Raw genomic sequence first — 18,032 nt, forward strand, 5'->3', positions numbered from 1 at the left:
CGTTTCGCTATCCGTGAAGGTGGCCGTACAGTAGGTGCAGGTGTTGTTGCTAAAGTATTAAGTTAATTTCTAACTTATTGCTTGAAGAGGGCATCAAATGATGCCCTTTTTATGCGTTGTTTGAAAAAGAACCTATCTCATCACTAGTTTTAACGAAATTATTGGTGAGATAGGCTCTGATACAACAAATCGAGTCCAGTATCTTGCAGATACGAATGTCATAGATAATATGACGCTGTGTCAGATGCAATCATAGCTGATTTTATGGTTAGTCTGATTTGTTTTGCTCTTGCGAGGCAAGCTGGCTATTTATTTACATCATAGTGACAGGTTAATTTATGAGTGCGAATAGCGGAGCTCAAGATAGCAAACGCGGTGGTGATATTACCAAATGGATCGTTGCCGTTTTACTATTGGCAGTAGCTGTGGGTGGCAACTATCTTTATCGTGAATTTAACCTTGCTTTACGAGCTTTAGCTGTAGTTGCTTTGTTCGTAGCAGCAGGCGGGATCGCATTGTGGACAACACAAGGCAAGGCAACATTAGCCTTTGCTCGCGAAGCTCGTATTGAAATGCGTAAGGTAGTATGGCCAACGCGTCAAGAAACATTGCAAACAACATTAATTGTTGCTGCTGTGACGGCTATTGTGTCATTAGTTCTTTGGGGACTGGATGGCATTCTGGTTCGTTTAGTTTCATTTATTACTGGCCTGTGAGGTGTCCATGACTGATTCTCCAAAAAAACGCTGGTATGTCATTCAGGCATTTTCTGGCTTTGAAGGCCGTGTTGCACAGTCTTTACGTGAACATATCAAGTTAAACGAAATGGAAGACTCATTCGGCGAGGTTATGGTTCCAACGGAAGAAGTTGTTGAGATCCGTAGTGGACAACGTCGTAAAAGTGAGCGTAAATTTTTCCCAGGTTATGTGCTTGTCCAAATGGTCATGAATGATGCCTCTTGGCACTTAGTGCGTAACGTACCGCGTGTGATGGGTTTTATCGGCGGAACATCAGACCGTCCAGCACCAATTAGTGATAAAGAAGTTGATGCGATTATGAATCGCTTACAACAAGTTGGTGATAAACCGCGTCCTAAAACACTATTTGAACCAGGTGAAATGGTTCGTGTTAGCGATGGTCCATTTGCTGACTTTAATGGTGTTGTTGAAGAAGTTGATTACGAGAAAAGTCGCCTAAAAGTTTCTGTTTCTATCTTCGGTCGTGCGACCCCAGTTGAATTAGACTTTAGCCAGGTAGAAAAAGGTTAAACCTTTTTACATCGCTTTTCTTGCAAAAGGCGGGAAAGTTAACTACAATTTTCCACCTTTCGTTTTGAGTTGTCTTGCAATTGCGCGAGACAAAGTAAAATCGGGGAGCCCTAGCCGGGCGATATACCCACATTGAGGAATTAATTAATGGCTAAGAAAGTCCAAGCCTATATCAAGCTGCAAGTTTCAGCAGGTATGGCTAATCCAAGTCCACCAGTTGGTCCAGCTCTGGGTCAACAAGGTGTTAACATCATGGAATTCTGTAAAGCGTTCAATGCTAAAACTGAAAGCATTGAAAAAGGTTTACCAATTCCTGTTGTTATTACTGTTTACGCAGACCGTTCTTTTACTTTCGTTACCAAAACGCCTCCAGCAGCAGTACTGCTGAAGAAAGCGGCGGGCCTGAAATCAGGTTCTGGTAAACCGAACAAAGAGAAAGTAGGTAAAATTACTTCTGCTCAAGTTCGTGAAATCGCGGAAACTAAAGCTGCGGACCTGACTGGTGCTGATATTGAAGCTATGATGCGTTCAATTGAAGGTACTGCTCGTTCCATGGGCCTGGTAGTGGAGGATTAATCTGATGGCTAAACTAACCAAGCGCATGCGCAACATCCGTGAGAAAGTAGAAGTAACTAAACAGTATGACATCGTAGAAGCGATTGCATTACTGAAAGAACTGGCTACTGCTAAATTTGTTGAAAGTGTTGATGTTGCTGTTAACCTCGGCATCGATGCTCGTAAATCAGACCAAAACGTTCGTGGTGCTACTGTACTTCCACATGGTACTGGCCGTTCAGTTCGCGTTGCAGTATTCGCACAAGGTGCAAATGCTGAAGCTGCGAAAGAAGCGGGTGCAGAATTAGTGGGTATGGATGACTTAGCTGCTAAAGTTAAAGCTGGCGAAATGGACTTTGACGTTGTTATCGCATCTCCAGATGCAATGCGCGTTGTAGGTCAATTAGGTCAAATCTTAGGTCCACGTGGTTTAATGCCAAACCCGAAAGTGGGTACTGTAACTCCTAACGTTGCTGAAGCAGTTAAAAATGCTAAAGCTGGTCAGGTTCGTTACCGTAACGACAAAAATGGTATTATCCATACCACTATCGGTAAAGTTGATTTCAACGAAACTCAGTTGAAAGAAAACTTAGAATCTCTGCTGATTGCTCTGAAAAAAGCAAAACCATCAGCAGCGAAAGGCGTTTACATCAAGAAAGTAAGCCTGTCTACCACTATGGGTGCAGGTGTTGCTATTGATCAAGCTGGTCTGAACGCAACAGTTTAATCTTGGATTAGACTCAAAGTCATAAAAGACTTTACCTTGGCGTCAAATTTGTATAGAATTTGACGCCTTGAGTTTAGCTATGTTCTATTTTTTGTTTAAGTGAACATAACTAAATTTCCCAATTCGGTTGGAGTCTGGCCTATCCAGACCCCGTCCAAGACCGCAGGTGTAAGTAATTACTTAATTTTCCTGCGTAGACGGTGAGAGAGCCAAAAAGAATTTTATATTCTGGATTCTGCTCACCGTGTTTTAGCGCTTATTTCCATTGTGGTTATAAGTGATGTGAGTCCGAGTTTTACTCGGTTAATCCAGGAGCAAGAAGCTAATGGCACTAAATCTTCAAGACAAACAAGCGATTGTTGCTGAAGTCAGCGAAGTTGCCAAAGGTGCGCTTTCTGCAGTTGTTGCGGATTCTCGCGGCGTAACTGTAGCAAAAATGACCGAACTGCGTAAAGCATGTCGTGATGCTGGTGTTACTGTACGTGTAGTACGTAATACTCTGCTGCGTCGTGCTGTTGAAGGTACTTCTTACGATGTACTGAATGACGTATTTGTTGGTCCAACCTTGATTGCTTTCTCTTTCGAACACCCGGGCGCTGCAGCTCGTTTGTTCAAAGAATTCGCTAAAGCGAACCCAGCATTCGAGATTAAAGCTGCTGCCTTTGAAGGTGAGTTTATCCCAGGTTCAAACATTGATCGCCTGGCTACACTCCCAACTTACGATGAAGCAATCGCACGCCTGATGGCAACCATGAAAGAAGCCTCTGCAGGCAAATTGGTTCGCACTCTGGCTGCTCTGCGCGATCAGAAAGAAGCTGCTTAATAGCCAATTTCTTCGTTGCTTTATTTACGTATAAACTTTTTCTGAATTTTAGGAACACTTGTTATGTCTATTTCTAAAGACGATATCTTAAACGCAGTTGCTGAAATGTCTGTAATGGACGTTGTTGAACTGATCTCTATGATGGAAGAAAAATTCGGTGTATCTGCTGCTGCAGCTGTTGCTGTTGCTGCGGGTCCAGCAGAAGCTGCTGAAGAGAAAACTGAATTTGACGTTATCCTGAAAGCTATCGGCGGTAACAAAGTAGCAGTAATCAAAGCAGTACGTGGCGCTACCGGTCTTGGCCTGAAAGAAGCTAAAGACTTAGTAGAATCTGCACCAGCAGCTCTGAAAGAAGGCATCAGCAAAGACGACGCTGAAACTCTGAAGAAAGCTCTGGAAGAAGCAGGCGCTGAGGTTGAAGTTAAATAATTTAACTTCCCAGAGTGCAGCCTAACGGCTGATGGCTGGTGATTATTTGGTCACCAGCCTTTTTGCGCTGTAAGGTAAGAGTAGCTTTTTCACACTTTTTTGGCTTCCTCTTTACCTAAATATTTTTTGCTATTGACGCCTTAATATACTGCATTAACGACTACGATCCACGTTTTTCCAAAAGCTCGGTAGTCAAAACAATGCAATGAAATGGTTTAAGAGTAATAGCAATAAGTATTATGGAAAATATTGTTTTTCCTACCTACAAAAAAATAGTGTTAGCAGAATGTCGTGTCGTCCTTAATAACTAAGTGCCGGCAAAGTGGGTCACTTTTCAGCGAGCTGAGGAACCCTATGGTTTACTCCTATACCGAGAAAAAACGTATTCGTAAGGATTTTGGTAAACGTCCACAAGTTCTGGACATTCCCTATCTCCTTTCTATCCAACTTGACTCGTTCCAGAAGTTTATCGAGCAAGATCCTGATGGGCAAAATGGTCTGGAAGCAGCTTTCCGTTCTGTATTCCCAATTCAAAGCTACAGTGGTAATGCTGAATTACAATATGTCAGCTACCGCCTTGGCGAGCCTGTTTTTGATGTTAAAGAATGTCAGATCCGCGGTGTAACTTATTCTGCACCTTTGCGTGTAAAACTGCGTCTAGTCATTTATGAACGTGAAGCGCCAGAAGGCACCGTTAAAGACATCAAAGAACAAGAAGTCTATATGGGCGAAATCCCATTAATGACCGATAATGGTACCTTTGTTATCAATGGTACTGAGCGTGTTATCGTTTCCCAGTTACACCGTAGCCCTGGTGTGTTCTTTGATAGTGACAAAGGTAAAACACACTCTTCAGGTAAGGTACTGTATAACGCACGTATTATCCCTTATCGTGGCTCATGGTTAGACTTTGAATTCGACCCTAAAGATAACCTTTTTGTCCGTATTGACCGTCGCCGTAAATTACCAGCGACTATCATTTTACGCGCAATGAACTACAGCACTGAAGACATTCTGAATCTGTTCTTCGAAAAAACAACGTTTGAAATCAGCAATAATAAACTGATGATGACGTTAGTGCCTGAACGTCTGCGTGGTGAAACTGCTTCTTTTGATATCGAAGCAAACGGCAAAGTGTATGTTGAAAAAGGCCGTCGTATTACTGCTCGTCATATTCGTCAATTAGAAAAAGAAGAGATAAACCGCATTGAAGTACCTGTTGAATATATTGCAGGTAAAGTGGTTGCTCGTGACTATATTGATGAAGCGACAGGTGAAGTGATTTGTGCTGCTAACATGGAAGTCTCTTTAGATGTGTTAGCTCGCTTAAGTCAAGCTGGTCATAAAACGATTGAAACTCTGTTTACCAATGACTTAGATCATGGTGCTTATATTTCAGAAACTGTTCGTGTCGATCCTACCAATGATCGCTTAAGCGCGTTAGTTGAAATTTATCGCATGATGCGTCCTGGTGAGCCACCTACACGCGAAGCTGCAGAAAACCTATTTGAGAACTTATTCTTCTCTGAAGATCGTTATGATCTTTCTGCTGTTGGTCGTATGAAGTTCAACCGTTCTCTAAACCGTCAAGAAATTGAAGGATCAGGTATCCTGAGCCAAGACGATATCATTGAAGTGATGAAAAAACTGATTGATATCCGTAATGGTAAAGGCGAAGTGGATGATATCGACCACTTAGGTAACCGTCGTATCCGTTCTGTCGGTGAAATGGCTGAAAACCAATTCCGTGTTGGTCTGGTGCGTGTTGAGCGTGCAGTTAAAGAACGTCTATCTTTAGGCGATCTTGATGCACTGATGCCACAAGATATGATCAACGCAAAACCGATTTCTGCTGCTGTCAAAGAATTCTTTGGCTCAAGCCAGTTATCTCAGTTTATGGATCAGAATAACCCGCTATCAGAAATTACGCACAAACGTCGCATTTCTGCATTAGGCCCAGGTGGTTTGACCCGTGAACGTGCAGGCTTTGAAGTTCGAGACGTACACCCAACGCACTACGGTCGTGTGTGTCCTATCGAAACGCCAGAAGGTCCAAACATCGGTCTTATTAACTCATTATCTGTTTATGCACAGACCAATGAGTACGGATTCCTTGAAACGCCTTACCGTGTTGTAGAAAACAACGCAGTAACAGATGAAATTCACTATCTGTCAGCAATTGAAGAAGGTAACTTTATCATTGCTCAGGCTAACTCCGTATTAGACGATGACAACCACTTTGTGGAAGAGTTAGTTACTTGCCGTCATAGAGGCGAGTCAAGCTTATTTAGTCGTGACCAAGTTCAGTACATGGACGTTTCAACCCAACAGATTGTTTCTGTCGGTGCATCACTGATCCCATTCCTTGAACACGATGACGCCAACCGTGCATTGATGGGTGCGAACATGCAACGTCAGGCTGTTCCTACACTTCGTGGTGATAAACCACTAGTAGGTACAGGTATGGAACGTGCTGTAGCGGTTGACTCCGGTGTTACTGCTGTTGCGAAACGCGGTGGTACTGTTCAGTATGTTGATGCTTCTCGTATCGTTATCAAAGTTAACGAAGAAGAGACTTATGCTGGTGAAGCAGGCATTGACATCTATAGCTTGACGAAATACACCCGTTCTAACCAGAACACATGTATTAACCAAACACCTTGCGTTTCTTTAGGCGAACCTGTTGAACGTGGTGATGTGCTTGCTGATGGTCCTTCAACAGACCTTGGTGAATTAGCATTAGGTCAAAACATGCGCGTGGCATTTATGCCATGGAATGGTTATAACTATGAGGACTCCATCCTCGTATCTGAGCGTGTTGTTCAAGAAGACCGTTTCACTACTATCCATATTCAAGAGCTTGCTTGTGTGTCTCGTGACACCAAATTAGGGCCTGAAGAGATAACTGCGGATATCCCTAACGTGGGTGAAGCAGCATTATCTAAACTGGATGAATCAGGTATCGTTTATATCGGTGCTGAAGTGAAAGGCGGAGACATTCTGGTTGGTAAAGTAACACCTAAAGGTGAAACTCAACTGACTCCAGAAGAGAAACTGCTGCGCGCAATCTTCGGTGAAAAAGCGTCTGATGTTAAAGATTCTTCTCTGCGTGTTCCTAATGGTGTATCTGGTACGGTTATCGACGTACAAGTTTTCACTCGTGATGGCGTAGAAAAAGATAAACGTGCATTAGAAATTGAAGAATCACAGTTACGTGAAGTCAAAAAAGACCTTACTGAAGAACTGCGTATCTTTGAAGCTGGTCTTTTCGCTCGTATCCGTGGTGTTCTGATTGCTGGCGGCATTGAAGCTGAGAAATTAGACAAATTACCTCGTGAACGTTGGTTAGAGCTGGGTATTGCTGATGAAGAGAAGCAAAACCAGTTAGAACAATTAGCTGAACAGTATGATGAACTGAAAGCTGAATTTGCGAAGAAACTGGAAGCTAAACGCCGTAAAATCACTCAAGGTGATGATTTAGCACCTGGCGTGCTGAAAATCGTCAAGGTTTATCTGGCTGTTAAACGTCAGATCCAACCAGGTGATAAGATGGCGGGTCGTCATGGTAACAAGGGTGTTATCTCTAAGATTAACCCAATTGAAGACATGCCATACGATGAAAACGGTAATCCTGTTGACCTCGTACTGAACCCACTGGGCGTACCATCACGTATGAACATTGGTCAGATCCTGGAAACCCACTTGGGTATGGCTGCTAAAGGTATCGGTGATAAGATCAACGCGATGCTGAAACAGCAACAGGAAGTGGCTAAGTTACGTGAATTTATCCAGAAAGCTTACGATCTGGGTATGGCACCACGTCAGAAAGTTGATTTAGATACTTTCAGTGATGAAGAAGTGTTACGTCTGGCTGAAAACCTGAAAAAAGGTATGCCAACCGCAACACCAGTGTTTGATGGTGCAGAAGAGATGGAAATTAAAGAGATGCTTAAATTAGCAGATCTTCCAACTTCTGGTCAGATTACGCTATTCGATGGTCGTACTGGTGAACAATTTGAGCGTCCAGTAACTGTTGGTTACATGTACATGCTGAAACTGAACCACTTAGTTGATGATAAGATGCACGCCCGTTCTACAGGTTCGTACAGCCTTGTTACTCAGCAACCTCTTGGTGGTAAAGCTCAGTTTGGTGGACAGCGTTTCGGGGAGATGGAAGTGTGGGCACTGGAAGCATATGGTGCAGCTTATACTCTTCAAGAAATGCTTACTGTTAAGTCGGATGACGTTAACGGTCGTACCAAGATGTATAAAAACATCGTTGATGGTAACCATCAGATGGAACCAGGTATGCCAGAATCTTTCAATGTATTGTTGAAAGAGATCCGCTCACTGGGTATTAACATCGAATTGGAAGACGAATAACGGATTCCATAAAGACAGACTGCTAGCAATGGCAGTCTGTCAAACAGTGACTACACTGGATTAAAGGGGTGAATGACAGGGGTCATTTGCCTGGCAGGTCTAACTCCGACAGGAGCCATTTCGTGAAAGACTTATTAAAGTTTCTGAAAGCGCAAACCAAGACCGAAGAGTTTGATGCGATCAAAATTGCTCTGGCATCACCTGATATGATCCGTTCATGGTCATTTGGTGAAGTGAAAAAGCCAGAAACAATTAACTACCGTACGTTCAAACCAGAACGTGACGGTCTTTTCTGTGCCCGTATTTTCGGACCAGTAAAAGATTACGAATGTTTGTGTGGTAAATACAAACGTTTAAAACACCGTGGTGTTATTTGTGAGAAGTGTGGCGTTGAAGTTACACAAACTAAAGTTCGTCGTGAACGTATGGGTCACATCGAATTAGCTTCTCCAGTTGCACATATCTGGTTCTTAAAATCACTGCCGTCCCGTATCGGTCTGCTGCTGGATATGCCACTGCGCGATATTGAACGTGTACTGTATTTTGAATCTTACGTTGTTGTTGAAGGCGGTATGACTAGCCTTGAACGTGGTCAAATCTTAACAGAAGAGCAATACCTCGACGCACTAGAAGAGTTCGGTGACGAATTTGATGCGAAGATGGGTGCTGAAGCTGTTCAGAACTTGTTACAGAGCATGGATCTGGAACAAGAGTGTGAAACGTTACGTGAAGAGTTAAATGAAACTAACTCTGAAACCAAACGTAAGAAACTGACCAAACGTATCAAGTTACTTGAAGCATTCATGCAATCAGGCAATAAACCTGAGTGGATGATCTTAACTGTACTGCCTGTGTTACCACCAGACTTACGTCCACTGGTTCCACTTGATGGCGGTCGTTTCGCGACTTCTGACCTGAACGATTTATATCGTCGTGTTATCAACCGTAACAACCGTTTAAAACGTCTGCTTGATCTGGCTGCGCCTGACATCATCGTTCGTAACGAAAAACGTATGTTACAAGAATCTGTTGATGCGCTGTTAGATAATGGTCGTCGTGGTCGTGCAATTACAGGCTCTAACAAACGTCCTCTGAAATCTTTGGCTGATATGATCAAAGGTAAACAGGGTCGTTTCCGTCAAAACCTGTTAGGTAAACGTGTTGACTACTCTGGTCGTTCTGTAATCACCGTTGGTCCATACTTGCGTCTGCATCAGTGTGGTCTACCGAAGAAAATGGCTCTTGAATTATTCAAACCATTTATTTACGGAAAACTGGAAACTCGTGGTTTAGCGACAACAATTAAAGCCGCTAAAAAAATGGTTGAGCGTGAAGAAGCGGTTGTTTGGGATATCTTAGATGAAGTTATCCGCGAACACCCAGTTATGCTAAACCGTGCACCAACACTTCACCGTTTAGGTATTCAGGCATTTGAACCTATCCTTATCGAAGGTAAAGCTATTCAGTTACACCCACTCGTTTGTGCGGCATATAACGCCGACTTCGATGGTGACCAAATGGCGGTTCACGTACCATTGACATTAGAAGCACAGTTAGAAGCTCGTGCGCTGATGATGTCAACAAATAACATTCTGTCTCCTGCTAGTGGTGACCCAATTATCGTTCCTTCACAGGACGTGGTATTAGGTCTTTACTACATGACGCGTGACTGCATCAATGCCAAAGGTGAAGGCATGGTGCTTAGTGGACCAAAAGAAGCTGAACGCGTTTATCGTGCTGGCTTGGCTTCACTGCATGCTCGTGTCAAAGTACGTATCTCTGAAGAGATAAGAGATGGCGAAGGTAACGTTACTACAAATACTAGCTTAAGAGACACGACGGTTGGTCGCGCTATTTTGTGGATGATCGTACCTAAAGGCCTGCCTTATGAGTTGGTTAACCAACCATTAGGTAAAAAAGCAATTTCTAAAATGCTTAACACCTGTTATCGCGTAATGGGTTTAAAGCCGACCGTTATTTTTGCTGACCAAATCATGTACACCGGTTTTGCTTACGCTGCACGTTCAGGTGCATCAGTAGGTATCGATGACATGGTAATCCCTGCGAAAAAAGCAGAGATCATTGCAGAAGCCGAAGCGGAAGTTGCAGAAATTCAGGAACAGTTCCAATCCGGTCTGGTAACAGCGGGCGAACGTTATAACAAAGTCATCGATATTTGGGCTGCGGCGAATGAGCGCGTAGCGAAAGCGATGATGGAAAACCTGTCTACAGAAACTGTAATTAACCGTGATGGCGTTGAAGAACAACAAGTATCGTTTAACAGCATCTTTATGATGGCTGACTCCGGTGCTCGTGGTTCTGCTGCACAGATTCGTCAGTTAGCAGGTATGCGTGGTCTGATGGCTAAACCAGATGGTTCAATCATCGAAACCCCAATCACAGCGAACTTCCGTGAAGGTCTGAACGTACTCCAGTACTTCATCTCTACTCACGGTGCTCGTAAAGGTTTGGCGGATACCGCACTGAAAACAGCAAACTCCGGTTACCTGACTCGTCGTTTAGTTGACGTGGCACAAGACTTAGTTGTAACAGAAAGCGATTGTGGTACAACCGAAGGTGTAATGATGACTCCGGTCATCGAAGGTGGTGATGTTAAAGAGCCACTGCGTGAGCGTGTATTAGGTCGTGTGGCTGCAGAAGATATTCTGAAACCAGGCACAGCTGATATTCTTGTTCCACGTAACACCCTGCTTAACGAAAAACTGTGTGACCTGTTAGAAGAAAACTCAGTTGACAGCGTTAAAGTTCGTTCAGTTGTAACCTGTAACACAGACTTTGGTGTGTGTGCTAACTGTTATGGTCGTGACCTTGCTCGTGGTCATATCATCAACAAAGGTGAAGCTATCGGTGTTATCGCGGCACAGTCAATCGGTGAACCGGGTACACAGTTAACGATGCGTACGTTCCACATCGGTGGTGCGGCATCACGTGCGGCAGCAGAATCAAGCATTCAAGTACGTAATAAAGGTACTCTGAAACTGTTTAACGCTAAATTTATCGCTAATACAGCAGGTAAATTAGTTATCACTTCTCGTAACACTGAATTACGTCTTATTGATGATTTCGGTCGTACTAAAGAGAGCTATAAAGTACCTTACGGTGCTCAGTTATCTAAAGGTGATGGCGAAGCGGTTAATGGTGGCGAAACAGTTGCAAACTGGGATCCGCATACCATGCCAGTTGTGAGTGAAGTATCTGGTGTTATTCGTTTTGCTGATATGGTTGATGGTCAGACTATCATTCGTCAGACTGATGAATTAACAGGTCTTTCTTCACTGGTTGTTCTGGATTCTGCAGAGCGTACAGGTAGCGGTAAAGATTTACGTCCAGCATTGCGTATCACTGATGCACAAGGCAAAGATGTATTAATTCCGAATACTGATATGCCAGCACAGTACTTCCTGCCAGGTAAAGCTATCGTTCAATTAGACGATGGTATTGCAATCAACGCAGGTGATACTTTAGCACGTATTCCACAAGAATCTGGCGGTACTAAAGATATTACCGGTGGTCTGCCACGCGTTGCTGACCTGTTTGAAGCACGTCGTCCTAAAGAGCCTGCAATTCTTGCTGAAATCAGCGGTATTGTATCGTTCGGTAAAGAGACGAAAGGCAAACGCCGTCTGGTTATCTCTCCATTAGATGGTAGCGATGCATACGAAGAGATGATCCCTAAATGGCGTCAGCTTAACGTATTCGAAGGTGAGGTTGTGGAACGCGGTGATGTAATCTCCGATGGTCCAGAATCACCACACGACATTCTGCGCTTACGTGGTGTTCATGCGGTAACTCGCTATATCACCAACGAAGTACAGGAAGTTTACCGCTTACAAGGCGTTAAGATTAACGATAAACACATCGAAGTTATCGTTCGTCAAATGCTGCGTAAAGTCACTATCGAGAATGCAGGAAGTTCTGAATTCCTCGAAGGTGAACAAGTTGAATACGCTCGCGTTAAAGTATCGAACCGTGTTCTTGAAGATGATGGAAAAGTTCCAGCGACTTATGCTCGTGACCTGTTGGGTATCACTAAAGCATCACTGGCAACAGAATCCTTTATCTCAGCTGCATCGTTCCAAGAAACAACGCGTGTTCTGACTGAAGCAGCGGTTGCTGGTAAACGTGACGAATTACGTGGCTTGAAAGAGAACGTTATTGTTGGTCGCTTGATCCCAGCAGGTACGGGTTTTGCTTACCATCAAGATCGTATTAAGCGTCGTCATCAGCAGTTACCAACTGATGAATCTGAAACAACCGTCAGCGCTGATGAAGCATCTGCTAACTTAGCAGAACTACTGAATGCTGGTTTCGGTGGTTTTAAAGAATAAAATCTGATTTAGATTAGATTGAAATGCCCTCCATTGTGAGGGCATTTTTTGTTTCTGTTCTACATAAGTAGGCAAAAAATGGTAAAAGTAATTACTAATAGATTGATTATTCTACTTTTTGTTTTTACTAGCACTGCATGGGCAAATACATCAGAAAGAGGATTTCCAACAGAAGCTCAATGGGATTTACCAACACCACCAACAACACTCATGCAACTTCGTCAACAAAAAACGCTCTATGCTTTTATTGGTGACCAACTCAGAGCAGTTGCTGAACTTTATCCTAATCAAGGCTTTTATGTTTCTGAGTCCGTTGGAGATTATCATAAATTACAGTTTGGTAATGCGCAGGGATATCTTGAAAATGGCTATCTCGAAGATGGTTATTTTGAAGATGTAGCACGTATTCAATCAGATAAGGTAGCAAGTTTCTTATCAAATAATTCAAAGAAAGTAGACTACCCTATTTATGAGTATGTGATTACAACAAAGATAACACCCGTCTATAGTGCTGAAGATAAATCGAGTTCACCAATTGCAGCACTCTTATCTAATTTACGTTACCCAGTATTATCACGCACAACAAAAGATGATGTTAATGGAAATAAAATCAATTGGTTTGTGATTTCTTTAGGTGACAGACTAGGTTATATCTCTGCTCATGATGTAAACGCTGATTTAGGAATACCAGTACTAACTTATCATCATATTTTAAAAACAGAAGAGAATCATAATTTCCGCCATACATCTACAACTACATCATTGGCTGCATTTACAGAACAAATGAATTATTTAAAAGATGCAGGGTATGAAACGCTTTCGCTTAATCAAGTTGCTGGTTATTTAAATAAGAACGTTAATTTACCAGGGCGTGCGGTTGCGGTGACGTTTGATGATGGGCTGCAATCGGTTTATCGCTATGCTTATCCTATTTTAAAAGAGAATAATCAGCGAGCGACATTGTTTGTAATCTCATCGCGAGTAAAATCAAAAACTCAGAAATGGGCTCCAGATTCATTGCAATTTATGAGTTGGCAAGAGCTAAAAACCAGCCGTGATGTTTTTGATATTCAATCACATTCTCATTTTTTACATCGATTAGATAAACAAAAGAGACCAATTATTTTTAGTCGTCAATATCACTCTATAGTGCTTGATTTACAGCGTTCACAACGAGTATTGCGTTTACTAAACCCACATCAATATGCGTTTGCTTATCCTTTTGGTGGCTATAACCAACAAGCTATTGATGCTTCAAAAGCAGCAGGTATGTCACTAGCAGTGACAACAGTACAAGGTAAAGTACGTTTGGGTGATAATCCTTATGCATTAAAACGGTTATATGCATTAAGTACTGACTCAGTAGAAAAATTTGCCAGAATGGTAGGTAATGACGAATACGAAGTGGTAAATGAAAATATTGTTGTCGATAAATAAAATCGATAAATAAAGAGGAATAGGGCGTATATAAGATGCGCTCTATTTTTTAGTGGATTATTAAATTTTTAGTGGATTATTAAATAGCCTATTGATATCGAACAGGCATTGATAATAAATATTGCTGATAAATATCGACAGTTACTCTCTTAAAAATTTATTTAAATAGTATAACTAACGTATAATTTTCAGATAATTATGATGATTTTTCATTAAGTAAAATATATTTTTTTCTGTAAGCTGACCTTCCTATTTTGAGATGGAGTCAGCTATGAATAAACCTATATCCATATCTTCTCATGATTCAGCATTTAAACGTTTTATGATGAATATTAGTAATGCCAAAGATTTTTTCTTTATTCATTTATCGGAAGAATTAAAAAACAATTGTGATTTTTCGACATTGCAATTACAAAATTCTTCTTTTATTGACCTCAAATTACGTTCTCGAATGTCTGATATTTTATATTTAGTGAAAACCAAGGAAGACGATATATCGATTTACCTACTGATAGAGCATCAATCTAGACCAGATAAGATGATAGCTTGGCGTATGATGCATTATGCGTTTTGCACCATGAATCAGCATTTACAGCAAGGTTATAAATCTTTGCCTCTGGTTGTTCCAATCCTGTTTTATCATGGAAAGAAAAAACCTTATCCTTTTCCTGTAAATTGGATGGAATGTTTTCCACTTTCTTCACTTGCTAACCAACTTTATTCTAATGATTTCTCTTTAATTGATTTGACCTTAATAGATGATGATATTTTACTGACACATAAGAAAGCGGCAGTCATGGAAATTGCGATGAAACATGTTAATAGTTGTAATGATCTTGATAAAGTTGCCTTGCTTCTATCAAAAGCAATAAATCAGAAAAACTGTAGTGATGAAGACACCGTTGCTGTTGTACAATATTTATTCTCAATTATGGATGCATCAGACTTTGAATTCGTTATAAATAAAATAGCTGAACAAGCAGATAACCACAGAGAGGTAATTATGAATATCGCGTGGAGATTAGAAAATAAAGGATTTAAATTAGGGGTAGATGAAGGATTTGAAATAGGAAAAACTGAAGGTATTGAATTAGGTAAATCTGTAGGTATTGAATTAGGAAAAACTGAAGGTATTGAATTAGGAAGAAAATCAGTGCAATTAGAATTAGCAATAAATTTATTAAAAGAGAACTTTGATCTTCCATTTATCGAACGAATGTCTGGTTTAAGTGTACACGAAATTAAATTATTAGTGGTAGCATAGTAAATATAATCAATAACTATTATTAATTAATAAAATACCAATAATTTATTAGACTAACTTTTTATTTTATCTCTTTACGCGTTTATTATAAATAGAATACTCCTTTCTATCATTTAAGAGGAGTATTCATATTTTATAACTGAATGATTAACTACCATTTATCTCAATATTCAAATGCAACTTGATAATCATATTTATCTAACTCTATTTTATGATTTATGTATTTTTGAAGAGAAGGGATCCAGTCTGAAATAACATAAAAACTTCCTGTATTTATAATATTTATATCCGGGGAAATAGTTTCTTCAATAATAGTATCGTCATCACCTAGAACGATAGAGTATTCATCATGAATAAAATTTTCATTTTTTTATCAAACCATTTTACATATACTTTTAATCCCATAATTTTATTTTCCTTATAGTCTACAGATATTTTTTAATATTACGTTTAGGATCTGCAGGCTTAATCTGATTACCTGTTTTAGGATCAAATACCCCAATATGTTGCCCATCGCTAGCGCGATAGCCTTCGATTTCACCGTGTTGGTAATCCCATTCATAGATTTTGCGACCTTTATCTCCAAACCAACGAGCACGTTTGATATCACTATAGCTATAGGTGCTGCGACTGATGTTTGAATTGTTGTACCAAGTTTAAGGTTACTCAAAGTACCTATTGAGTCAGAATAAATTATAATAATAAACAGTCATACTCTATTTTTATATATTTTTATTGTAAGATAAAAGAATGATTAATCATTTCTATTTTTATAAATATCACACAAGGGATATTTACTTTTTAATTATAATAAAAACCGCGCTTATTATTTTTAATTAAATAAATAAAAGTGCGGTTTTGTATTATTAATATTTAATAACGAATTGTCTAATTATAATCAATGTTGTTATTAACGCCCCAAATAGTTATCCCAGTCTTTCCATACAGGCTGTAATCCTCGTGCTTTTAATGCACTAATTACATCATCTACATGGCGATTATCATTTGGTGAAAACTGTTCAAGCTCTTCATGGCTATCTGAATATCCACCGGGTTGAGTTTTAGATCCTGCACTAATATTATTAATTGCTAACGGCACTGTGTTATCACGAAAATAAGGCGATTCGCGAGTAGAAAGTGAAAGTTCAACATCAGGTGCTAAAATACGAAATGCACAGATAAGCTGAACAAGCTCGGTTTCACTCATAACTGATGCTGGGCTTAGCCCACCAGCACAAGGGCGTAAACGAGGAAAAGAGATAGAGTAACGACTTTTCCAATAACGCTTTTGCAAAAATAGTAAATGTTCTGCAACCATATAACAGTCAGTACGCCATCTATCTGAAAGCCCAATTAATGCGCCTAGACCAATTTTATCAATACCGGCTTGTCCTAATCGATCGGGTGTTTGTAATCGCCAATGAAAGTCCTGTTTTTTGCCTCTTAGATGATGCAATTGATAGGTTGGTTCGTGATAGGTTTCTTGATAAACCATCACACCATCAATCCCCAATGTTTTTAGTTCTGCATATTCATCTGTGGCTAATGGCTGAACTTCCATCATCAATAAACTGAAATGGCTTCGGATCAATGGAATATATTGACGAAAATAGTCCATACCTACTTTACGTTGATGCTCACCCGTTACAAGTAATAAACTATCAAAACCAAGCTGACGGATACTTTTGCATTCGGCAATAATCTCATTTTCATTTAACGTTTTACGTTTAATGGCATTACTCATTGAAAAGCCGCAATAAGTACAGTCATTCGCGCATAAATTAGAGAGATAAAGCGGAACATATAAACCAACTACGTTACCAAAACGTTGACGAGTCAATTGTTGAGCACGTTGTGCCATCGGTTCTAAATAGTGACGACCAGCAGGAGATATTAGCGCCATAAAGTCTTCTAAAGTAAGTATATTATGGCTTAATGCTGCTTCAACATCCGCATTCGTTTTACTATTAAGTTTTAATGTTAGATCGTCCCAGTTTAGTTGTTGCCAGTAATCAGAAAACGTTTCCATTAGAATGCCCCTAAATAGTGGGTTAATGGACTGGAGGCTTGTGCCTGAGACTGAGGTGTTGCTAAACCAGATTGTCGAGCAAGTTCTCCTGCTTCGAGTGCTGTTTTAAATGCTTGTGCCATTAAGACAGGATTTTTAGCAACCGCAATTGCGGTATTAACCAATACTGCATCTGCACCCAACTCTAACGCTTCAAGAGCATGACTTGGTGCGCCAATGCCAGCATCTACCACAACAGGAATAGAGGCTTGCTCAATGATAATACGCAAAAAATCGCGAGTTTGTAGCCCTTGATTTGAACCTATTGGTGAACCCAAAGGCATAATTGCAGCACAGCCAACTTCTTCTAAACGACGGCATAATACAGGATCAGCACTGCAATAAGGTAATACGACAAAACCTTCTTTGACTAAGGTTTCAGCCGCTTTTAAGGTCTCAACAGGATCCGGCAGTAGGTATTTGGTATCAGGATGAATTTCCAATTTTACCCAGTTAGTATTAAAGGCTTCTTTGGCTAATCGAGCAGCAAAAACCGCTTCTTGTGCTGTTTTTGCACCTGATGTATTAGGTAATAATTTTACCCCTAATGATTTTAGTGGTGCGATTAAATCATCATTACCATTTCTTAAATCGACACGTTTCATCGCCATGGTAACTAACTGACTGCCTGAAGCACGAATAGCTTCTGTCATTACGATAGGTGTAGCGAATTTACCTGTGCCAGTGAAAAGTCTTGATGTGAAAGTCGTATCTGCAATTTTTAACAT

General features: G+C 40.6%; 14 protein-coding genes and 1 pseudogene. 11 read left to right on the plus strand and 4 right to left on the minus strand.

All coding sequences use genetic code 11. The annotated features are described in order from the left end of the window. The 11 genes from ABN099_RS18225 to ABN099_RS18275 form a co-directional block, all read left to right on the plus strand. On the plus strand, nt 1–66 hold a 66-nt coding region (locus ABN099_RS18225; RefSeq protein WP_072105683.1), incomplete at its 5' end, for an elongation factor Tu. 272 nt (nt 67–338) lie between these two features. Beyond that, entirely contained in the window at nt 339–716 is a 378-nt protein-coding gene (gene secE, locus ABN099_RS18230) for a preprotein translocase subunit SecE (protein ID WP_064718097.1), read from the plus strand. A gap of 7 nt (nt 717–723) precedes the next feature. Beyond that, nucleotides 724–1,269: a transcription termination/antitermination protein NusG gene (gene nusG / locus ABN099_RS18235; RefSeq protein ID WP_349465840.1), complete on the plus strand. Its 546-nt coding sequence runs from the start codon at nt 724–726 to the stop codon at nt 1,267–1,269. 147 nt (nt 1,270–1,416) lie between these two features. After that, on the plus strand, nt 1,417–1,845 hold the full coding sequence (gene rplK / locus ABN099_RS18240) for a 50S ribosomal protein L11 (protein ID WP_349465842.1): 429 nt from the start codon (nt 1,417–1,419) through the stop codon (nt 1,843–1,845). 4 nt (nt 1,846–1,849) lie between these two features. Further along, complete coding sequence (rplA, locus tag ABN099_RS18245) at nt 1,850–2,551, plus strand: 50S ribosomal protein L1 (protein ID WP_349465844.1); 702 nt, start codon at nt 1,850–1,852, stop codon at nt 2,549–2,551. A 325-nt stretch (nt 2,552–2,876) separates the two neighbouring features. Further along, the gene (rplJ, locus tag ABN099_RS18250) at nt 2,877–3,374 is read left to right on the plus strand and encodes a 50S ribosomal protein L10 (protein ID WP_349465846.1); all 498 of its coding nucleotides are present in this window, start codon (nt 2,877–2,879) and stop codon (nt 3,372–3,374) included. A 63-nt stretch (nt 3,375–3,437) separates the two neighbouring features. Then, nucleotides 3,438–3,803, plus strand: coding sequence for a 50S ribosomal protein L7/L12 (rplL, locus tag ABN099_RS18255; protein WP_064718092.1), 366 nt, complete (start codon nt 3,438–3,440; stop codon nt 3,801–3,803). A gap of 354 nt (nt 3,804–4,157) precedes the next feature. Further along, nucleotides 4,158–8,186, plus strand: a complete 4,029-nt coding sequence (gene rpoB, locus ABN099_RS18260; RefSeq protein ID WP_349465848.1) for a DNA-directed RNA polymerase subunit beta — start codon at nt 4,158–4,160, stop codon at nt 8,184–8,186. Between the two features lie 122 nt (nt 8,187–8,308). After that, entirely contained in the window at nt 8,309–12,535 is a 4,227-nt protein-coding gene (rpoC, locus tag ABN099_RS18265) for a DNA-directed RNA polymerase subunit beta' (protein ID WP_349465850.1), read from the plus strand. A gap of 78 nt (nt 12,536–12,613) precedes the next feature. Then, entirely contained in the window at nt 12,614–13,972 is a 1,359-nt protein-coding gene (locus tag ABN099_RS18270; protein WP_349465852.1) for a polysaccharide deacetylase family protein, read from the plus strand. A gap of 271 nt (nt 13,973–14,243) precedes the next feature. Further along, nucleotides 14,244–15,236 carry an Rpn family recombination-promoting nuclease/putative transposase gene (locus ABN099_RS18275; RefSeq protein WP_349465854.1) on the plus strand — a complete coding sequence of 331 codons (993 nt, stop codon included), beginning with the start codon at nt 14,244–14,246 and terminating at the stop codon, nt 15,234–15,236. A 163-nt stretch (nt 15,237–15,399) separates the two neighbouring features. Here the strand turns inward: ABN099_RS18275 and ABN099_RS18280 are convergent, their stop codons facing one another. From ABN099_RS18280 to ABN099_RS18295, 4 genes and pseudogenes are all read right to left on the minus strand, one after another. After that, nucleotides 15,400–15,591 (minus strand): colicin E3-like toxin immunity protein, encoded by a 192-nt coding sequence (locus tag ABN099_RS18280; protein ID WP_349465884.1) that lies wholly within the window; start codon nt 15,589–15,591, stop codon nt 15,400–15,402. A gap of 70 nt (nt 15,592–15,661) precedes the next feature. Beyond that, nucleotides 15,662–15,838 (minus strand): annotated as a pseudogene (locus ABN099_RS18285) (colicin E3/pyocin S6 family cytotoxin); the annotation flags it as partial. 308 nt (nt 15,839–16,146) lie between these two features. Further along, the gene (gene thiH, locus ABN099_RS18290) at nt 16,147–17,265 is read right to left on the minus strand and encodes a 2-iminoacetate synthase ThiH (RefSeq protein WP_349465856.1); all 1,119 of its coding nucleotides are present in this window, start codon (nt 17,263–17,265) and stop codon (nt 16,147–16,149) included. Further along, a complete protein-coding gene (locus ABN099_RS18295; protein WP_349465858.1) occupies nt 17,265–18,032 on the minus strand; it encodes a thiazole synthase in 768 nt (255 codons plus the stop codon). The genes thiH and ABN099_RS18295 overlap by 1 nt, the downstream gene beginning before the upstream one ends.

Source organism: Proteus hauseri, from assembly GCF_040139125.1.
GTDB lineage: Bacteria > Pseudomonadota > Gammaproteobacteria > Enterobacterales > Enterobacteriaceae > Proteus > Proteus hauseri_B.